The sequence below is a fragment of the Pseudomonas sp. PA-7-1E genome (assembly GCF_021605325.1).
Lineage (GTDB): Bacteria > Pseudomonadota > Gammaproteobacteria > Pseudomonadales > Pseudomonadaceae > Aquipseudomonas > Aquipseudomonas fluorescens_BV.
The window spans coordinates 1-19,960 of sequence record NZ_WKFA01000083.1 but is presented as its reverse complement, the minus strand read 5'-3'; the positions used below and the strand labels follow the sequence as shown (position 1 = coordinate 19,960).

Here is a 19,960-nt window from a genome sequence, read left to right as displayed (position 1 = left end):
AAACCGGCAGGGATGCCGGTTTAGCCGCCCCGCGCCATGGATGGCGCGTGGCGGCGGCCCCCCAAATCACTGGCGGATTACGGGCACACCGAGCCTAAGCGAGGTGCCGAGTGGTGGGGCAAGAGCCCTTTGGTTACTTTGGGGCTTTTCCAAAGTGACCCGCCGTAAGGGCGGACCCCTAGGTGGCCGTTACCGCAGGAATGGATATGTACTCGGTATAACGGTGTCGACTGTGAGGCCGCCTTCGCAGGCAAGCCAGCTCCCACATTTGGATCGTGGGGTGTCAGGCCACTCACTCAGAACGCCAACTTGTACCCCACCGCCATCAACATCACCGCCAGGCACGGCCGCAGTACCCCGTCGGGAATCCTGCCGGTCATATGGCTGCCAACGTAGATCCCCGGCAGCGACCCCATCAGCAAAAAGCCCAGCAGATGCCAGTCCATGTTCCCCATGCTGGCATGGCCCAGGCCCGCCACCAAGGTCAGGGGCACGGCATGGGCGATCTCGGTGCCAACCAGGCGCCGCGTGGCCAGGAACGGGTACAGGATAAACAGCGCCACCGTGCCGAGGGCGCCGGCGCCGATCGAGGTCAGGGCCACCATGGTGCCAAGGATCGCACCTGTCACAACAGTGAGCGCATTCAGATTGCGCGGGCGCAGATGGTAGGAGTCGCCAGCATGACGCTGGGCAAAGGCCAACAGGCTTTTCTTGAACAGGATCGCCAGGGCCGTCAGCAGCAATACCACGCCAAGGGCCTGCTTGATCACCGCGTTCATCGCGCTGGGGTCGGTGTGCAGGCTGGCCAGGAACCATAACGTCAGCAACACCGCCGGCACGCTGCCCAGGGTGAGCCAGCCGGTGATGGTCCAGTCGATGTTCTTGTTCTTGCTGTGTACCAGCACACCACCGGACTTGGTGATCGCGGCGTACAGCAGGTCGGTGCCCACCGCAGTGGCTGGGTTGATGCCAAACCACAGCAGGATCGGGGTCATCAGCGAACCGCCGCCCACCCCCGTCATGCCCACGATAAAACCCACGATCAGGCCGGCAACCACGAAACCAATATTACCTACATCCATTCCAGCTACCCGAGGCCTTATAAATTTCTGGCCGCAGGATAGCGATTTTTCTTATAACCACTTATACCGATGCGATCTGAGTTTATGCTTTTTTGGAAATCTTCACTTTTTTCGCAAAGCCCTGCATCCAATGGGCGGGCCCGGGCCGTAGTCATCAACGTAACCCTGCTGTTCTACCCAATGGAGAAACACCATGAACGCTAAAACACTGCTGTGCCTGTCCAGCTTGCTCCTCGCCGCACCGTCGGCGTTTGCCCAGGCGGGCCTGCCGGACAGCATCAAGGTGCCGGATGGCCACAAGGTGGCGATGCAAACCACCGGGGTCGGCGAAATCACCTATGAATGCCGCGACAAGGCCAATGCTGCCGGCCAGACCGAGTGGACCTACGTCGGCCCCAAAGCCGTGTTGAACGACCGTAATGGTCAGCAGGTCGGCACCTACTTCGGCCCACCTGCCACGTGGCAGGCCAAGGACGGCTCGACCATCACCGGCACGCAATTGGCCGTGGCGCCGTCGAGCCCCGGTAACCTGCCCTATCAACTGGTCAAGGCCAACCCGGCCGAGGGAAAAGGTGCGATGAGTGGCGTGGCGTATATCCAGCGGGTTGCGCTCAAAGGCGGGGTCGCTCCCGCTACGCCATGCACCACCGCGAACAAAGGCGCCAAGGAAGTGGTGAAATACCAGGCGGACTACATCTTCTGGGCCGCCAACTGAGCAAACTCAGCTACGCTGGCCAGGTAGGCGCGAGCAACCTCGCGCCTACCATGCGTAGACGTCTCCTCAGTGGCAGGAATTCTGGTTTGGCTGAACTCATCTTTGATTATGAAGTGTGCCTGTTAGCCTGCGCCCGCGGCGATCATCGCGCCCTGCACCAGCTCTATGAGCAGGACAGCAGCCGCTTGCTCGGTGTGGCGCTGCGCATCACCCGCAACAAGGCACTGGCCGAGGACATCGTGCATGACGCCTTTATCAAGATCTGGCACGGCGCACGCAGTTTCGACCCCTTGCGAGGTTCCGCACGGGGTTGGGTGTTCAGCGTGACTCGCCACCTGGCCCTGGACGTTGTACGCAGCGCCGGGCGTGACGTGCCACTGGACGATCAGTATGAACCGATGGCAGAGCCTGCCCAGACCGTTGAGTTTGCGGCACGCTCCGGGCAGATCCACCAGTGCCTGGAGCAGCTCGACCCGACACGCCGCACCTGCATTCTGCACGCCTATGTGGACGGTTACTCCCACAGCGAAATTGCGCAAAAACTCAGTACCCCGCTGGGTACCGTCAAAGCCTGGATCAAACGCAGCCTCGCCGCCTTGCGGGAGTGCATGGCATGAACGACAGCCTGGATGAACTGGCCAGTGAATACGTGCTGGGGACACTGCCCGCCGAACAGCGCGCTGAGGTGCAACAACGCCTGGCCCATGATGCGGCACTGCGTGCAGCGGTGGATGCCTGGGAGCAGCGTCTGTTGCCTCTGGTCGCGCTGGCACAACCGGTGCCGCCTTCGGCACAGCTGTGGCGGCGCATTGAACGCGGAATCAAAGCCCCCGAAACGAGCGTGGCGTGGTGGAACCTGCTGGCGTTCTGGCGCGGGCTTTCTGCCGCGGGCCTGATGGCAAGCGTGGTGCTGGCGGCTTTATTACTGACGCGCCCGCCCATGCCCGCACCCAGCTTCGTGGTGGTGTTGATGGCGCCACAAAGCCAGGCACCGGGCTGGGTGGTGCAGGCCAGTGATAATCAGCAGATCCAGTTGATTCCACTGGGGGTGATCGAGATTCCTGCCGACAAAGCCCTGGAGTTCTGGACCAAGGGCGATGGCTGGCAGGGGCCCGTATCACTGGGGCTGGTCAAACCGGGGCAGACCTTGTCGGTGCCGCTGGACAAGCTGCCGCCACTGGCGCCGAACCAGTTGTTTGAACTGACGCTGGAAGGGCCCAATGGCTCGCCCACCGGCAAACCCACCGGGCCGATTCACGGGATCGGCCGCGCAGTCAAAGTGCTCTGATCACGAGAGGTTAGGTAGCCACACACGAAACCGCGCCCCGCCCAAGGGAGACGCCAAAGCCGTCAAAGTGCCGCCCTGGGCCTCCAGGGCGCGCCGGCTGATCGCCAGGCCCAGGCCAAAGCCACCGGTTGCGCGGTCGCGGCTACGGTCCAGGCGGTAGAACGGCTCGAAGATGCGCTCGCGCTGGTCAGCCGGTATGCCGATGCCATCGTCGTCTACCCAGATTTCACAGCCTTTGGGGCATACCCGCACGCCCACCTGGATGCGTTTATCGCAGTAGCGCGTCGCATTGCGCAGCAGGTTCTGCAAGGCCCTGGCAGTCAGGCGCGGGTCGAGGCTGAAGCGCTCCACAGCACAATCGAGGACCACATCGATGACGATATCAGGGTTTTCCAGCTCATCGTCGACGCTGCCCAACACGCTGTCGATAAACTCGTCGAGCGCCACCTCTACCCGCTCGGGCAATTGCGCCGGGTTTTGCAGGCGGCTGTAAGACAGCAATTCCAGCACCAGCTCATCCAGCTCCCGAATATGCGCCACCAGGCTTTGCAGGCGCTCGCGGCTGGCCGGGGGCAAGTCTTCGGAAAGCGCCAGGGCCAGCCCGAAATCCAGGCGGGTGAGCGGTGTGCGCAGTTCATGGGAGACCGCATTGAGCAAATCGCGCTGCTGGTTCAAGAGGCGCTCGATATCGTCGGCCATGGTGTCGAATACCGCCGCCAGGCCGCCGATGCTGGAGCTGGGTGCGAGCCCCGTACGCGCCTCCAGATGGCCCTTGCCCAATAACGCGGCGGTACTTTTCAAACGCTCCAGGTCACGCCAGTGCGGACGCAGCCACACCAGCAGGCACGCCAGCAAGGCGGCACCGACCAGCACGTTCATCGACCAGTACAGCAGGTTCATGTCCAACGGGTCTGGCGGTACGGTCAGCTTGACCGCGAACTGCTGGTTGATCGGCGAACTGATTTCTTCCATCCAGCCCCATTCGCCCAGGCGGATCACTGGCTTGCCTTGCTCCAGCAGCTGTTCTTCCTCAGGGGTGTAGCGGGCGTCCTGGCGAAGCAACAGTTGCACTTTCAAGGGTGCAAAATCGCGGCTCAACTGGTCGGTCACCTGGGACCAGCGCTCCACCGGTGCGCGCTGGTACTGCTTGACCATGAGTTTTTGCAGGCCGCGGGACTGTTCGATGTTGTAGTCCATGTAGCGGTGTTCGAACAGCTGGATCACCAGCTTGGGAATCAGGTAAATCGCCGCACTGTAGGTGACGATGGTGATCAGGTAGAGGCGCAGCAGTACGCGAAACATGGTTCAGCATTCCCACTCGGAACGGCTGAACAGATACCCCTTGCCCCACACCGTCTTGATCTTGCGCGCCTCGCCCGCATGATCGTCGAACTTGCGCCGCAGCTTGGAGATGGCCACGTCCACCGAACGGTCGGTGCCGTTGAACTCGATACCGCGCAGGCGTTGCAGGATCTGGTCGCGGCTGAGCACTTCGCCGGCATGCCGGGCCAGCACCACCAGCAGGTTGTATTCACCACTGGACAGTTCCACCGCCTGTTCGCGCCAGGTCACGGTGCGCTCGGACAAATCAATGCAGAGGTTGCCCATGACGATCTGGTCGCTGGCCACCTGGGGTTCGGACAGGCTGCTGCGACGCAGCAATGTGCGCACCCGGGCCAGCAATACGCGCGGCTCGCAGGGTTTGGTCACGTAGTCGTCGGCGCCCATCTCAAGCCCCAGAACCTGATCGTGGCTGTCATCGCGGGCGGTCAGCATCAGGATCGGCAGCCCCGCCGAGTCGGCGCGCAGCAAACGGCACACCTGCAGGCCGTCGAGGCCCGGCAGCATCAGGTCGAGGATCACCAGGTCCGGCGGGCTAAGGCGTGCACGTTCGCGTACATGATCGCCGCGGCTGAGCACGCTGACGTGGTAGCCATTGCGTTCCAGGTAGCTGGCAATCAGCTCGGAGAGTGCGGCGTCGTCTTCCACCAGGAGGATGTTGGGCATGGTGTTTCCAAATAATGCTGTTTGTTGGTGTGTTGCAGGATTGTGCAAGGATATACGCCCCCGACGCCCTGCGCGCCGTACCTTACACTTCTTCACAGACCCGCTACACAGCTTCACAGCACCACGGCGCAGGTGCCCCTAGGATGCGCCAGTCAATATTGGGATAAGAGCATGTCGAAGAATCTATTTGCGCCGTTTTGCCTGTTGGCCCTCACACTGGCGCTGAGCGCGTGTGGTCAGTCGGCAGACGAGGCGCCACAAATGCCCCTGGCCAAAGTGCGGATCGAAACCCTGCAGGCCAAGCCCCTCTCAATTACCAGCGAACTGAGCGGGCGCATCGCCGCACCGCGTATCGCCGAAGTACGCGCCCGGGTCGCCGGGGTGGTCATGCAGCGGGTGTTCAACGAAGGCCACGACGTCAAGCAAGGCGACGTGTTGTTCCGTATTGACCCGGCGCCGTTCAAGGCCGACCTGGACAGTGCCCAGGCCAACCTGAGCAAGGCCGAGGCCAATGCGTTCCAGGCGCGCCTGCAAGAACAGCGCTACAGCCAACTGGTCGAAGGCAACGCCATCAGCGGCCAGGAGTACGACAACGCCCGCGCCGCCCTGCGCCAGACCAACGCCGAAGTGGCCGCCAACAAGGCCGCCGTCGAGCGTGCCAGGCTGAACCTGGGCTATGCCACCGTGACCGCACCGATTTCCGGGCGCATTGGCCGCGCCCTGGTGACCGAAGGCGCGCTGGTCGGCCAGAACGAAGCCACGCCGCTGGCGATTATCCAGCAACTGGACCCGATCCACGCCGACCTCACTCAGTCCACCCGTGAGCTGAACGACCTGCGCCGCGCCTTTCGTGCCGGCAGCTTGAAGCAGGTCGGCCAGGACCAGGCCAAGGCCACCTTGATCCAGGACGACGGCAGCCTGTACCCGTTGCCAGGCAAATTGCTCTTCGCTGACATCAGCGTCGACCCGGGCACCGGGCAGATCATCCTGCGCAGCGAGTTCCCCAACCCGGACCTCGACCTGTTGCCCGGCAGCTTTGTGCGGGTGCGCGTGGAACAGGCCGTGGACAAACAAGGTATCAGCGTGCCGCAACGCGCCATCACCCGTGACAGCGCCGGTATCCCGATGGTGTTGCTGCTGGACGCCGAACAGACCGTCAGCCAGCAACCGGTGGAGTTGGGTGCGGTGATCGACAACCGCTGGATCGTCACCAGCGGCCTCAAGCCCGGCGACCGCATTATCGTCGAGGGCGTGCAACACGCACGCCCCGGTGAAAAAGTTGAAGTGGACGACAGCCCGCTCGTAAAGGAATAACCCGTCATGCCGCAGTTCTTTATTGACCGCCCGATCTTCGCCTGGGTGGTGGCCCTGTTTATCCTGCTGGCGGGCTTCCTGGCGATCCCGCAATTGCCGGTGGCGCAATACCCCAACGTCGCGCCACCCAAAGTGGAAATCTACGCGGTGTACCCCGGTGCCTCGGCCCAGACCCTGGATGAGAGCGTGGTCAGCCTGATCGAGCAAGAGCTCAACGGCGCCGATCACCTGCTGTATTTCGAATCCCAGAGCAGCCTGGGTTCGGCGACGATCACCGCCACGTTCCAGCCGGGCACCGACCCGGAAATGGCCCAGGTGGATGTGCAGAACCGCCTCAAGGTCGTCGAGCCGCGTCTGCCCCAGGCCGTGACTCAGCAAGGCTTGCAAGTGGAAAAAGTCTCCGCCGGCTTCCTGCTGCTGGTCACATTGACGTCCAACGACGGCAAGCTTGACGACGTGGCGCTCAGTGATTACCTGGCGCGCAACGTGATGAACGAGCTCAAGCGCCTGGACGGGGTCGGCAAGGCCCAGTTGTATGGCGCCGAGCGAGCGATGCGTATCTGGATCGACCCGCAGAAGCTGATCGGTTTCAACCTCACGCCGGCCGACGTCAACGCCGCGATCAGCGCCCAGAACGCCCAGGTCTCAGCGGGCAGCATCGGTGACTTGCCGGGCACCCACACCCAGGAGATCACCGCGGCGGTGCTGGTCAAGGGGCAACTGTCCACTCCGGCGGAGTTTGCCGACATCGTGCTCAAGGCCAACCCCGACGGCTCCACGGTGCGCATCGGCGATGTGGCACGGGTGGAAGTCGGCAGCCAGGAATACCAGTTCTCCACCCGCCTGAACGGCAAGCCGTCCACCGCCGTCAGCGTGCAACTGTCGCCCGGCGCTAATGCATTGAGTACCGCAACGCTGGTGCGGGCGAAAATGGACGAGTTGTCGCGCTACTTCCCTGCCAATGTGGAATACAAGATTCCCTACGACACTTCGCCCTTTGTCAAAGTCTCGATCACCAAGGTGGTCTACACCTTGCTGGAGGCGATGGCGCTGGTGTTCGCGGTGATGTTCCTGTTCCTGCAGAACGTGCGCTATACCTTGATTCCCACGCTGGTGGTGCCGATCGCGCTGATGGGCACCTTCGCCACCATGTTGCTGCTGGGCTTCTCGATCAACGTGCTGACCATGTTCGGCATGGTATTGGCTATCGGCATCCTGGTGGACGATGCCATCGTGGTGGTGGAAAACGTCGAGCGCATCATGGCCACCGAAGGCCTGTCGCCCAAAGAGGCGACGAAGAAAGCCATGGGCCAGATCACCGGGGCCATCATCGGTATTACCCTGGTGCTGGTGGCGGTGTTCCTGCCGATGGCCTTCATGCCGGGTTCGGTGGGCGTGATCTACCAGCAGTTCTCACTGTCGATGGCCACCTCGATCCTGTTCTCCGCTTTCCTGGCCCTGACCTTGACCCCGGCACTGTGCGCCACCTTGCTCAAGCCGATTGCCAAGGGCGAGCACCATGCCAAGGGTGGTTTCTTCGGCTGGTTCAACCAGCGCTTTGACCAACTCACCAACCGTTACGAAGGCTGGGTGGCCTATGCCCTCAAGCGCAGCGGCCGCTACCTGCTGATCTACCTGGTATTACTGGTGGGCATGGGCCTGTTGTTCAGCCGCCTGCCCTCCTCGTTCCTGCCGGTGGAAGACCAGGGCTACACCATCACTGATATCCAGTTGCCGCCGGGCGCCAGCAAGAACCGTACGGTGCAGGTGGCCGAACAGATCGAGGCGCATAACGCCGGCGAGCCTGGGGTGGGTGATACCACCATGATCATGGGCTTCAGCTTCTCCGGTTCCGGGCAAAACGCCGCGCTGGCGTTTACCACGCTCAAGGATTGGTCAGAACGTGGCAGTGATGACTCCGCTTCCTCGATTGCCGATCGCGCCAACATGGCCTTCAGCGAACTCAAGGACGCGATTGCCTATGCAGTCCTGCCGCCACCGGTAGACGGCCTGGGCACTTCCAGTGGTTTCGAGTTCCGTTTGCAGGACCGCGGTGGCGTCGGCCATGCCGGGTTGATGGCCGCACGTACCGAATTGCTGGACGCTGCAGCGAAAAGCCCGATCCTGGCCAACGTGCGTGAAAGCGCCTTGGCTGAAGCACCACAAGTGCAGCTGGAAGTGGACCGCAAGCAAGCCAACGCCCTGGGTGTGTCGTTTGCCGACGTAGGCAACGTGCTGTCGTCGGCGATAGGCTCGGCGTATATCAACGACTTCCCCAACCAGGGCCGTATGCAGCGCGTGGTGGTGCAAGCCGAAGGCGACCAGCGCAGCCAGGTGGCCGACCTGATGAAAATCCACGTGCGCAACAACGCCGGGAAGATGGTGCCGCTCTCAGCCTTCGTCGAAGCCAAATGGACCCAGGGCCCCACGCAGTTGACCCGTTACAACGGCTACCCGGCCATCGCCATCAGCGGCGAAGCGGCGCCGGGGCACAGCACTGGCGAGGCCATGAACGAAATCCAGCGTCTGGTCAGCCAACTGCCCGCCGGGCTGGGCCAGGAATGGACGGGCTTGTCGTTGCAGGAGCGCTTGTCCGGTTCCCAGGCACCGCTGCTGTTGGGCCTGTCGCTGCTGATCGTGTTCCTGTGTCTGGCCGCGCTGTATGAAAGCTGGTCGATTCCCACCTCAGTGTTGCTGGTGGTGCCGCTGGGGGTACTGGGTGCGGTGTGGGCCGTGTCGCTACGCGGGATGCCCAACGACGTGTTCTTCAAGGTCGGCTTGATCACCATCATTGGCCTGTCGGCGAAGAACGCGATCCTGATCATCGAGTTCGCCAAGGACCTGTATGACCAGGGCGAGGATTTGATCGACGCCACCTTGAAAGCGGCACGGTTGCGACTGCGCCCGATCATCATGACGTCCCTGGCATTCATCCTCGGCGTGGTGCCATTGGCGATTGCTACGGGGGCCAGCTCGGCCAGCCAGCAGGCGATTGGCACCGGTGTGATTGGCGGAATGATCACGGCGACATTGGCGGTGGTGTTTGTGCCGGTGTTCTTCGTGGTGGTGATGAAGCTGGTGCGCAAGCGCCATAAACCAGACTGATCAGTGGGCGCTGGCTTGCCTGCCATGACCGCGGCACAGGCGACATAAGTGTTGCCTGAACCAACGTTATCGCAGGCAAGCCAGCTCCCACAGGGTTATTGATTGCATTCATGATCAGGTACACCCGAATAAGCTATGGTGCTCACAAATAGTTATCTGTGAGCCACCATGCCCTTCCTCGCCCGCACCCACCCTCGCCTCTCATCCGCCGCCGTACTGGGCCTTGCAGTCGGCCTCCTGGTGCCGGCCGACACCCTTGCCAGCAAAATCCTGATCGGCTGGAACGCCGGGGTCTGGACCTACCTGATACTGATGCTCTGGTTGACCATTCGCGCCAAGGCCGAAGACGTCAAGCGCATCGCCGAAGTCGAAGACGAGAACGCCGGCCTGGTGCTCTTCATGGTGTGCATCGCCGCCATCGCCAGCCTGGCCACCATCACCTTCGAACTGGTGGGCAGCAAGGACCTGGCCACTTCCGAACGTCTGCTGCATTACGCTTTTACCGGGCTGACAGTGATCGGCTCCTGGCTGCTGATCGGGGTGATTTTCAGCGTGCACTACGCCAGGCTCTATTACACCTGGCAAGGCAAGGAGCCGGCGCTGCGCTTTGCCGAGGGCTTGCTCACCCCCAATTATTGGGACTTCCTGTATTTCTCCTTCACCATCGGCGTGGCCGTGCAGACATCGGACGTGGGTGTTGCCACCCGTAGCTTGCGTAAAGTGGTGCTGGGGCAATCGTTGATCGGGTTTCTGTTCAATACCGCGATCCTGGGGTTCTCAATCAATATTGCGGCAGGGTTGTTTGGCTAGGCCTGGCTAAGCGTATGGGTAAAGAAAACCGACGAATGGACCGGCAAACCTGTTAGTTCTGACAGTTGTGCAGCGCGTGCTTATGGCGCTGAATTGAATCGCTCACAACCAACCCATCCAAGGGCACGGGGCTGATCCATGTCAACACAACCAATGAACAGTAACTTGGTGCTCAATGGCAACTTCGCCCATCGTGAACGCTATTGGAACGTTACTGCCACCGCTCCAGGCCGAGTTGATTTTTCCCGCCAGCATTGCGTGATCACGGGGCGAGGCCGGGCGGAACAAGACATATCGGTTTCCGATACCGCCTCCTACTCCTTCAGCCTGTACACGTTGATTACCTATAACGGCGCCGGGTCAGCCCGACTGGTATGGCAGCCCTCGGGGGCGACTGAAACAATCACGCTAACAGGGAACCATGGCTGGACCCATCATGTGAGCACCTTTCGCCCACCTACCGGCACAACCGGCCTGACGCTACAACTGATGGGTAATGCTGGCGACGTCTGGTTCGATAGCCTCCAACTGGTGGAAGACGGCGGCGTGGTCATCCCTGTCGAGTTGATCCGTAACGGTGATTTCGCCGACAACAGCGATCATTGGATAGCCAACCGGCCAGTGGGCTCCTCCGTGACATTTTCCGACAACGAGTGCCAGGCAAACCAGGGGGGATCCATCGAACAAAAGATCGCGGTCACACCCGGCCAGACCTATGATTTTTCCATCGATGCCATGACGCCAACCGGAGGGCACGGTTTCGCGATGTTCCATATTGCACCCGGTAACACGCCACAGATAGAACTTCGGGGGGGTGGCGACTGGGATAATTACACGTCGTCGCTGACCATCCCTGCAGGCGTGACTGAGATCACCTTAGAAGTGATAGGCACCACCTTCCTCGTGGTTGACAACCTGTCCCTGAAATCAGCCCCCGTGCCAACGATTAATCAAAACCGCCCTCATCGCACACACACGTACCGCCCATCGCAGGAGAACCGTACCATGAGCAATGCCAATGCCCGAAAAGCTGCCCGCCAGGAATCCGCAGAACGTTTTTTTCAAGGTTCGATCGGAAGCGAGAACTTCAAGGCGGACTTTCGCAAACATGAATTGAAAAACAACTTCTGGCTGGCGGAAGGCGCCATGAAGATACCGCCCACAGAAACGTCAAGACAGGTGGTCATTTTCAAGTACCCCACTACCACGGACTCCGGCCGTTATCAGTTGGAGAAAGACAGTGACGAACATCAGTTAGCCGTCATCCTGATGACCATTAATGAAACGCCCCTCCCGGCTTATCAAGCACATCGAGGCACCGTCGAATTTTTTCATAATTCCGACGACCATACGGTCACAGGTGCACTCGACGTCTATCTTATGGATGTCAACAACCAAGAACTGCGTGTGCAAATGCTGTTCAGCCTCGATAGAACCACGCGGCGCAGACCTACCCGTGTCAATACCGTTCAACCTCGATAAACCCAGGCATGAAAGTCAACGCCCCGAACCTCGGGGCGTTTTCAAGCATCGTTGAAATCCAGTGGCACTGCCTGATTACCAGCTATATCGCACGCCGAAATTTGCCCCCCATGGCTGATCCACGTGCTTGCCTTGGCCGTAGTCAAAGTCTGCATGCAATTGCATATTTTGGGACAGTGTCAGGGCGACACCCACTCCGACCTCGACACGAGACCCCGACAGATTATTGTCAAATGTCTGGTTATTGACCGACACCTTGTTGCTCTTGGCAAATTCGTGGGCAACGCCACCACGCAAGTAAGGCTGAAGCATACTGCCGTCATCCAACATAAAGTCGCGGCCTACTGTCACCCCCAACTTGCCCTGCACGGAGTCGGTGTGGCTACCCTTGGCTTTGAGACCATTGTCCAGGCTATAGCTCTTGCCTTGTACTGTAACCACGGACGCTTGGGCGAAAGGCTCGATAAAGAAATCATTATCCAGCTTGATATGACGGCCCGCTTCCACAGACGCACCCAAGGCATTTGTACTGTATTTGCCCTTCGCTTGCCTGCCGTCGCTCAAACCGACAGTGGAATCATTGTTCAAGCGGTTGGCTTTGATGACGCCGTCAAAATAGTAACCACTCTCCTCATCCAACCAAGTGGCATACAGACCTGCGTAGTAACTCTGCACACTACCCGAAGTACCCCGACTGAGATCCAGATCAGAAGTACTATGGCCCGCCATTACCCCCAGCAGCCATTGGCCTTCTCCCAAGGGGGTATCCGCCCCCAAGGAGAACCCGCGCTGGCTTTGTTCATAGGCACCCGCATCACCACCACTGACCTCATATTTATTGCCATAGGCACGCAACCAACCACCGGCTGCGGCGCCGTTATGCCGAATCTCTCCCATGCGGCTACGCAAAGATGTCATCTCGCCATACCACACGGTTGGTGCAGTGTTGAACAAGGCCAATACCGACCGGGTGCCTGGGCTGACAGTGCGATTATTCGGGTCAAGGAACCAATCATTACCGTCTTGCCGGAGGCCATAGGACCAGGCCCCAACATCCACATTACCGCCTACCAGCGCAAACTGTGCGTCACCGCCACCCGTGTGAACGATATGCACATCACCTGGGTTTACCGGTTCTGTACCGCTGCTGGTAAGCAACAGGTCGTGATGGCCGGTTGCGTCACCCGTAATATTCAGGAAGTCCGTCAGGCCCTGAGCGAAATCAGTGCCCATGACAAAAGTGCCTTGGCCCGACAAGCTCTTGAGGTCAAGTTGATAGAACGCATCGCTATCCCCAAACTTGACCGTGCTATCGGCAAGGCGCAAATCACCCACCTGGCTATTGCCGGTCATGACCCACATGGATTGCTCGCCAAGACTCAACGACGAAACGTTTTCCAGGCGGCCAGTCAATGAGGCGAGATCAGTGAGCTGAAGGTGAGCCTGGCTACCACTGCTGACAACGACATCGCCCTTGAGCTGGCTATTGGCGATATTCATATTCGCCGTCGAGCCGCCTTTGACTTCCAGCAAGTTGCCATTACCACCGGTGAGCGTCGAACCGTTGCGTACCTCGATATTCGCCACCGCACCCTGGCCCCGAGCACCGTCTACGAGCAACGCAGCACCTGTGGTACCGGTGACATGAGAATCGTCCAGGATAAGGGTATTAGGCCCGGGCGCATGCCGGTCAAACGACATTTCAATACCGTTACGTCCGCCTGAAATATTGCTCCCAGACGCCCGTGCCGCCGAGCTCTCCAACCTCAACCCAAAGCTGTCGGCGCCCGTGCCGATTGACTGACTGCGCACCAACTCCAACGCACTGCCACCAGTAACAACTGCACCACCGGTTGCTCCCACCAGGACACTGCCATTGACCGTCGCGGTGGATATATCGGTTGAGTTTGTAAATTTGCTCACCAGTAAACCATGGTAATCGGCACTGGAAATCATACTGTCGTTGATCTGCGCAGTGCTGCTGAGCAGCGTTACGCCAGTTTCGTAAGCCCCGGAAGCAGTGATACGACTGTTATCGACAGCCACATTAGAGCCGTTCTGAGCGACAACCGTCCCCAGGATCGTACTGTCCGCGCTGACATTCAGGTTCGAGGCATTAGCATAAATGGCCTGCGTCCAGCCCCGTATGACGTTAAGCGTGGCATTTTGCAATTCAAAGGTATCGATATAATCATCGTGCCGGATGGTTTCGGTGCCATTTTCGATCAACCGAGCATGAGCATTTGGCGCCAGAAGCAACAAGGTCACAACAGATGGCACCTGCATCATTGCAACCAAGGGTTTTAATTTAAAGTACGAATTGATCTTCACAAGACACCACTCATTTAACAGGCATTCCAGAACGGAACTGTTCGGCCTATTTCCAGAGGGGTGGAGCCAGGCCATTCAAGGCCGCAAAGTTACAGATCAGGCTTACCCTAATATGTAGGATTAATCCGAACATAAGGGTAGAGATGGGGAGATTAGCTGTGTGAAAGTGCAAAGCGCGTGCAGTGCAACCGAAGGGTGCCGAAGCACCCCGCAGTCCGCAGTCTATTGTTCTACCAGGCCGTCTTCCAATGCAGTGGGTGGTTGCTCCTCGCAAAAAAACCCGTTCAAGTCGGTGAACCGTGTACGGGTCCAGGCTCTTACCGAAGGCTGCTCTCCTTCTCCCGGGATCGGCACAAAATAGTGAAAGTCCACCGAATTGCGCGCCGCTGGCCGAAGGGCCGTATAGGGGATCTTTATGTCGAAACCGTTGGAAACCATATCGGGCGTCAGCGGCAACGAGCTTAGGGCCAGTGTATTGCCCAACTGAGTGTCTCCGGTAATGTCACTGAATACGCGGAATTCGCATCCAACGACCATGTGCTCTTGGAAATACACTGTATTACCAGGAACCCTGACCGTCGCCTCGCGAGTCGCTCGATTGAGGTCGGTACACGCCAAAAATGCGGTCGCCTTGACGAACCTTGGCTCTTCCAATACGACTTTGTTGGCCGCCACAACTACATTCTGCGCAAGTGAGCGCTGGGTATTGTCATTAGTCGGCCATCCCAGCGTATAGAACACTGGGAGCGTTCTATTGCCGACTGCACGAATGATTGACCAAGGCACCGTTCGCGTAAGAGTGTCACCGCCCCCTTCGTTCGTCAGTGTCAACTCATCAAACTTGTGGGCCAGATCCCCCCAATACCATTTGATTATCGTACCCGGCGCGGGAAGAGGGGTGCTCCAAAGCACGGTCTCGATAGTCGCGTCCCTATTGAAGTCAGCGTCTGTGAGCTCATTTTCCTTAGTCGGGTCAACGCCGAAGACCCGCACGCGCGCGAGCAAACTGTTTTCCGGATCTTCACCCGGAGCAGGGCCAGGCGCAGAAAAATCGACATCAATAGTGTGAGTAGGCGCATCGGTTGATGTCCCATTGCGATCAACAAAATAGTCGATGGTCATGGGAATCTCGCCAGCACCTCCACCATAATGGGCCAAAAGAGTATCACTGCCGACAGGCAGCATTAACGGAAAAGGCAGATAAAGCTTAACGTCAAAACGTTCCGGAGCCTGCGTGCCGATGGTCAATTCGATCACGTCAATGTCGGTTAAATTATTTTCATATTCTGGAATAGCAATGAAAACCCCGTTCGGCTCATAAAGGTCTTGTAAATCAAGCAGCCCGTCACCAGGAAGAAGCGCCAACGGCACATAGGCTTCCTGCGGATCAGGGGCTGGTGTCAGGTTCAACTCAATTCGCGCAGGTACCGAGTCTTTGCTGACATTCCCTGCAAGATCCCACAGGCGGTAGAACAAGTAGTTCTGCCCTCCTTTATTACCAGTAATCAGGTTCCACGGCAGCGTAAAACTCAACGAGTCGTCCACAGGAAAGGTGTCAATAGGCTCAGACAGCTGTGAAGAAAATTCCGATGAAAAAAAGACTTCGATATCATCACCGGCGCGCCGAGAGATGGGATAGTCGCGAAATGTACATTCCATCCCGGCTGGGTGATCGTCCACATCCTGCTCAGTAATTTCACCTTTCGACTCCAAATAAGCAGGGAACAAGGGCGCTGCCGGGTGCCTGGGGTCTTCTGGCGGGGTAAGGTCGACCTCCAGGGGAGCACCTCTTAACAATCCCGTCTGCGAGTTACCTTCATGAATGACATAGCCGACCTCATGCTCCCCTTCCACCAAACGGGCCGCCGGAATATCACGGGTGAACGGTTGACCAATAGGCTCGTGGCCAGGAAAAGCTGGGTTAAAGTCTACAATGTACATCGGCGCCCCCCAGTTCGTTGCGCCTTTACCGCGCATATGAACTGCGAGTCTGGTGATTGCAGGGTCAAGACCTTCGTCCGCTGCAAACTGCGCAATATCGAAGGTTACAGTAAGCGGTTTCTTCGACGCCTCCTTAGTAATCAACCCATCATTATTCAACGCATCAAACGTGGGCAGGGGCATCGCCAGCACACCCGCCCTGCGCTGGCACAGCAGTTCTTTATTGGCCTTGCGCGATGCAATGGCGGCCTTTTGTTTCTTACTCAACGTTGCCATCTGTATTCTCCTTTTGCACTGAGTAACACCAAGACAATCGAACAAACACATGCCTTCGAAACAAGACACGTTTCAAATAGAACAACTGTTGCGCTGCCACTGCCAAACGCTGCAACTTACATCGACGACCAACTACTCAAGTCGGCTTATACCTCTAGTCTTCAGGGCCATCACCATTCGGCCCGCAATAGATATTGCCCACTCTTTTACGATCAATTTTTGCATAGCGTAATCTTGAGGAACCTATCACTCTGTTTTTGCGCCACAACGTATAGATAACCGACACCGAACTTCCCGGGCTCTGGGGATCTGGTGACTTGATGGGTTTAATCTTCTCGTCATAGTTGCGTTGTTCGAAGGTATAACCTTTTTTCGCCTCTTCTTCAGTCAGCCGATGCGTCAGGGTATCCGCAGTTGATGTAATCGCCTGTCCCCCTCCCGCAAACTCTTCATAGCCCTGCCACTCCACGACAAGATCGTCATCTTTGCGAAAGACCGTTTCCGGAAGAATCTGGACAGGTATGTGATCCCACATAGCCGGGTTAGCGTCACAGCCTATAAACATATTGCTATTGGCACTTGGAAACTCAACACGCCTTAATACCTGTGGAGGGACAACATCGACCATGACTTCAGTAAAATTGGAAAGCTGCTCATTAACGCCGTTGAATGTCGAGTAGTACACTCGTAGTTTTTCATCATTCCCTGCATCGACAATCACCTGCCAGGGAATATCACTGAACGTCACGCGTACGCCTTCAGCATCGCCACTACCGGTATCCACAATATAACTTGCCACCGGCTTATCCATACTGGGGAAGCCCCCCCAGAACAACTCCAACACCTCACCATCACGAGGCTGGTGATAAAGCAGGACGCTGGCATATACGCGCTGATCCTTATCACGTATATCAATATGGTTGTCCGTCTTCGAGCCCTCGCCAAACACAGTCACTGTTGGCAAGTCGAGGTTAAGCAACGCGGGGGCGTTGATATGGTCTTGCCCTGCCACCCTGAAGTCCCAACGGATTAACGTAGGGGGGCTGGGCAACGTGGGCGTATTGCTGCCGTACCGTGTAATGGTGTAGGTGGCCGAACCTTCTGCAAACCCCATGCCCATCGCTATCAACTTCGACCACGGGATACCGGCGCCGAACGGCATCTCGGTAACCTCCTGCGCATCAAGCAGGGTACTGCCCCACCGAATGGTGACAAGATCGCGAGCATTCCAGTTGTCATACTGAACGTTGGCCACCACACCAATCCGTGCATCGTGCCGATTGATCAAGCCACTTGCCATGGCAGGGATGACAAGAGGTTTGAGGTCTGAGGGTGCTTCCTTTAATCGGACTTCAACGGGCGACTGGTCGGACCTGGGGCCTCGATTACCGGAGCGATCTTGAAGGCGCAGGTGAACGTATTGAGTTCCGTTGCGGTACAGGCGAAACAAATCCACAAGAATGGGAATAACAAGTGGGCTATTTTCGTCGGGAAACTCTACATAGCCACTCGGAGCACTATCAGGTGGAGGACTTTGGTCCGAAATATAATAATAAACCCTGTCATAAGCCCGCCGGCCGAGGTAAGCAGACAATACCAAATCGACTGTGCGATGCCGGGCCGCGTAGTCCTCATCTATCGTACCCACCGGGAAGGCAGGCGTTGGCGGCGTAACGTTATTGTTTGGCGGCGTCCGGTCAATTACCAGGGTACGGAAGTCCGAGGTTGTGGGTATACCGGTTTCGTCGGTGATCCGATAAGCCAGCCGGACGGTACCGTCATTTTCCAGATAGTCGCGCGGCACGGTGACGGAAAAAGGGAAAGGCTTGGTAATGGGGCCATCCCACCGCTCCTTGAAAGGAGGGACACCTTCGCCTCCGCTGCGTGACCAAACGATTTCGACAATATTGAATTCACCGGCCTGCGCAGCGTCATCCCACAGTTGCGGAATGCGCACAACAAGATCGGTATCAAGATATTGATGAGGTATATAACCCTCAGGAATCGGCGGATTAGCATCATCCAGGATGGGCACCTCTATATCGACCAATCGGAAAATGCCGTTGCGTGAAAGTCTACTTCCAGTGGTTTTTTGAGCGCTCATCAGACTCTCCCGTCAGACCGCTTGTACCTACACCCCAAAGGCGTGCCTGTGACCAATTAAACGCGCAATCTGCGGTATCGAATACTGTCAGAACTAACAGGTAGGCACTGCCATTCGTCGCTTGGTAGCTGATTCCACCCACATCGGATGCTTGACGAAACGGTTGACTTGAGGTTTCCTGAAACCGGTTTCAGCCCGGGTATTCCCGACTGAGGCCCAGAAAACTCCAATAAGAAAGGCCCGCGACCGTGACTCCTTTTTCCGCCGCCCAGCGCACCCGTGTCACCATGCTCGACGTCGCCCAACGCGCCGGCGTGTCCAAAGCCAGCGTGTCGCGTTTTATCGGCGATGACCGCGCCCTGCTCTCCGACGCGATCGCGCTGCGCATCGAGCAAGCCATCGAACAGCTTGGCTACCGCCCCAACCAGATGGCCCGTGGTTTGAAACGTGGCCGCACCCGCCTGATCGGCATGCTGGTGGCCGATATCCGCAACCCCTATTCCATCGCCGTGATGCACGGCGTCGAAACCGCCTGCCGTCAGCACGGCTACAGCCTGGTGGTGTGCAACACCGACCGTGATGACGAGCAAGAGCGCCAACACCTGGCGGCGCTGCGCTCGTACAACATCGAAGGCTTGATCGTGAACACCCTGGGCCATCACCTCGACCAACTGCTGGAGCTGCAACAGGAAATGCCCCTGGTGCTGGTGGACCGCAAGGTCGCGCCGCTGCACAGCGACCTGGTGGGCCTGGATAACCCGGCGGCGGTGCGCATGGCGGTGGGACACCTGGAGCTGCAGGGTTACCGCGACGTGCTGCTCGTAAGCGAGACCACCGACGGCACCAGTTCACGTTTGGAGCGCCTGGAGAGTTTCAATCACGAAATTGCCAAGCGCCCGGCGTTGACAGGCGCCGTGGTTGAACTGGATGGCAACCTGGAAAAGCGTCTGCAAGCCTTTCTCGCCAAACCCGGCCCCAAGGCACTGTTTTGCGCCAACGGCGTGGCCGCACTGGCCTGCACCCGGGTGCTCAAGGCGCTGGGCTGCGACCTGTTCGGCGAGGTGGGCTTGATCGCCCTGGATGACCTGGACTGGTACCCGCTGGTGGGCAACGGCATCACCGCCCTCGCCCAACCGACGCAAGCGATTGGCGCCAGCGCCTTCGACTGTTTGCTCAAGCGCCTGCGCGGCGATACCGCCCCCACCCGCACCCTGGATTTTTTACCCGAGCTGATTATCCGCGGCTCGACGCCCCCTTATGACCCTGGCTTTACTGTGGCGAGGGAGCTTGCTCCCGCTGGGGTGCGAAGCGCCCCCAAAAGCCTGCGACTGCTGCGCAGTCGAACGGGAGCAAGCTCCCTCGCCACAAGCAGTCAGTGGGTTCTTTTTTATAAAAATGAAACCGGGTTCAGAGGTAAACAACAATGCATAAATAACCCGTCTCCATCAGCCTTTCCAGCTACGGGCCCGAACTGGGTTGCCCGCCGGGCCCACTTGGTTTTGTTT

General features: G+C 58.5%; 13 protein-coding genes and 1 pseudogene. 8 read left to right on the top strand and 6 right to left on the bottom strand.

Annotation, left to right across the window (positions count from 1 at the left end; all coding sequences use genetic code 11):
* Positions 1–296: 296 nt before the first annotated feature.
* Positions 297–1,082 carry a sulfite exporter TauE/SafE family protein gene (locus tag GIW79_RS27920; protein WP_054921460.1) on the bottom strand — a complete coding sequence of 262 codons (786 nt, stop codon included), beginning with the start codon at positions 1,080–1,082 and terminating at the stop codon, positions 297–299.
* A 193-nt stretch (positions 1,083–1,275) separates the two neighbouring features.
* Here GIW79_RS27920 and GIW79_RS27915 point away from each other — a divergent pair, with 193 nt between their 5' ends.
* The 3 genes from GIW79_RS27915 to GIW79_RS27905 all read left to right on the top strand — a co-directional run bounded on the left by GIW79_RS27915 (position 1,276) and on the right by GIW79_RS27905 (position 3,085).
* Positions 1,276–1,797: a DUF3455 domain-containing protein gene (locus GIW79_RS27915; RefSeq protein ID WP_236455394.1), complete on the top strand. Its 522-nt coding sequence runs from the start codon at positions 1,276–1,278 to the stop codon at positions 1,795–1,797.
* An 86-nt stretch (positions 1,798–1,883) separates the two neighbouring features.
* Positions 1,884–2,414, top strand: a complete 531-nt coding sequence (locus GIW79_RS27910) for a sigma-70 family RNA polymerase sigma factor (protein ID WP_236455396.1) — start codon at positions 1,884–1,886, stop codon at positions 2,412–2,414.
* Entirely contained in the window at positions 2,411–3,085 is a 675-nt protein-coding gene (locus tag GIW79_RS27905; RefSeq protein ID WP_054897463.1) for an anti-sigma factor, read from the top strand. The genes GIW79_RS27910 and GIW79_RS27905 overlap by 4 nt, the downstream gene beginning before the upstream one ends.
* On the opposite strand, the gene GIW79_RS27900 is transcribed toward GIW79_RS27905, so the two are convergent.
* The gene (locus GIW79_RS27900; RefSeq protein ID WP_236455398.1) at positions 3,086–4,387 is read right to left on the bottom strand and encodes an ATP-binding protein; all 1,302 of its coding nucleotides are present in this window, start codon (positions 4,385–4,387) and stop codon (positions 3,086–3,088) included. It abuts the gene before it with no gap.
* A gap of 3 nt (positions 4,388–4,390) precedes the next feature.
* Positions 4,391–5,092, bottom strand: coding sequence for a response regulator transcription factor (locus GIW79_RS27895; RefSeq protein WP_054897465.1), 702 nt, complete (start codon positions 5,090–5,092; stop codon positions 4,391–4,393).
* 171 nt (positions 5,093–5,263) lie between these two features.
* Here GIW79_RS27895 and GIW79_RS27890 point away from each other — a divergent pair, with 171 nt between their 5' ends.
* The 4 genes from GIW79_RS27890 to GIW79_RS27875 all read left to right on the top strand — a co-directional run bounded on the left by GIW79_RS27890 (position 5,264) and on the right by GIW79_RS27875 (position 11,803).
* Positions 5,264–6,406, top strand: coding sequence for an efflux RND transporter periplasmic adaptor subunit (locus tag GIW79_RS27890; protein WP_034127674.1), 1,143 nt, complete (start codon positions 5,264–5,266; stop codon positions 6,404–6,406).
* A gap of 6 nt (positions 6,407–6,412) precedes the next feature.
* Entirely contained in the window at positions 6,413–9,511 is a 3,099-nt protein-coding gene (locus GIW79_RS27885; RefSeq protein WP_236455400.1) for an efflux RND transporter permease subunit, read from the top strand.
* A 168-nt stretch (positions 9,512–9,679) separates the two neighbouring features.
* Positions 9,680–10,321 carry a DUF1345 domain-containing protein gene (locus GIW79_RS27880; RefSeq protein ID WP_054897468.1) on the top strand — a complete coding sequence of 214 codons (642 nt, stop codon included), beginning with the start codon at positions 9,680–9,682 and terminating at the stop codon, positions 10,319–10,321.
* Between the two features lie 138 nt (positions 10,322–10,459).
* Positions 10,460–11,803 (top strand): hypothetical protein, encoded by a 1,344-nt coding sequence (locus GIW79_RS27875; RefSeq protein ID WP_236455402.1) that lies wholly within the window; start codon positions 10,460–10,462, stop codon positions 11,801–11,803.
* A gap of 75 nt (positions 11,804–11,878) precedes the next feature.
* Here GIW79_RS27875 and GIW79_RS27870 read toward each other — a convergent pair whose 3' ends face one another.
* From GIW79_RS27870 to GIW79_RS27860, 3 genes are all read right to left on the bottom strand, one after another.
* Complete coding sequence (locus tag GIW79_RS27870) at positions 11,879–14,134, bottom strand: autotransporter outer membrane beta-barrel domain-containing protein (protein WP_306109891.1); 2,256 nt, start codon at positions 14,132–14,134, stop codon at positions 11,879–11,881.
* A 222-nt stretch (positions 14,135–14,356) separates the two neighbouring features.
* Positions 14,357–16,351: a hypothetical protein gene (locus tag GIW79_RS27865; protein ID WP_236455404.1), complete on the bottom strand. Its 1,995-nt coding sequence runs from the start codon at positions 16,349–16,351 to the stop codon at positions 14,357–14,359.
* A gap of 154 nt (positions 16,352–16,505) precedes the next feature.
* Positions 16,506–18,455, bottom strand: a complete 1,950-nt coding sequence (locus tag GIW79_RS27860; protein WP_054897471.1) for a hypothetical protein — start codon at positions 18,453–18,455, stop codon at positions 16,506–16,508.
* Positions 18,456–18,703: 248 nt separating this feature from the next.
* Here GIW79_RS27860 and GIW79_RS27855 point away from each other — a divergent pair.
* Positions 18,704–19,705: pseudogene (locus tag GIW79_RS27855) on the top strand (LacI family DNA-binding transcriptional regulator); the annotation flags it as partial.
* Between the last annotated feature and the right edge of the window lie 255 nt (positions 19,706–19,960).

Coding starts and splice junctions, on each gene's coding strand:
- GIW79_RS27875 (WP_236455402.1), top strand. CDS start 10,460: ATGTCAACACAACCAATGAACAGTAACTTGGTGCTCAATGGCAACTTC.
- GIW79_RS27865 (WP_236455404.1), bottom strand. CDS start 16,351: ATGGCAACGTTGAGTAAGAAACAAAAGGCCGCCATTGCATCGCGCAAG.
- GIW79_RS27890 (WP_034127674.1), top strand. CDS start 5,264: ATGTCGAAGAATCTATTTGCGCCGTTTTGCCTGTTGGCCCTCACACTG.
- GIW79_RS27920 (WP_054921460.1), bottom strand. CDS start 1,082: ATGGATGTAGGTAATATTGGTTTCGTGGTTGCCGGCCTGATCGTGGGT.
- GIW79_RS27860 (WP_054897471.1), bottom strand. CDS start 18,455: ATGAGCGCTCAAAAAACCACTGGAAGTAGACTTTCACGCAACGGCATT.
- GIW79_RS27885 (WP_236455400.1), top strand. CDS start 6,413: ATGCCGCAGTTCTTTATTGACCGCCCGATCTTCGCCTGGGTGGTGGCC.
- GIW79_RS27900 (WP_236455398.1), bottom strand. CDS start 4,387: ATGTTTCGCGTACTGCTGCGCCTCTACCTGATCACCATCGTCACCTAC.
- GIW79_RS27905 (WP_054897463.1), top strand. CDS start 2,411: ATGAACGACAGCCTGGATGAACTGGCCAGTGAATACGTGCTGGGGACA.
- GIW79_RS27895 (WP_054897465.1), bottom strand. CDS start 5,092: ATGCCCAACATCCTCCTGGTGGAAGACGACGCCGCACTCTCCGAGCTG.
- GIW79_RS27880 (WP_054897468.1), top strand. CDS start 9,680: ATGCCCTTCCTCGCCCGCACCCACCCTCGCCTCTCATCCGCCGCCGTA.
- GIW79_RS27915 (WP_236455394.1), top strand. CDS start 1,276: ATGAACGCTAAAACACTGCTGTGCCTGTCCAGCTTGCTCCTCGCCGCA.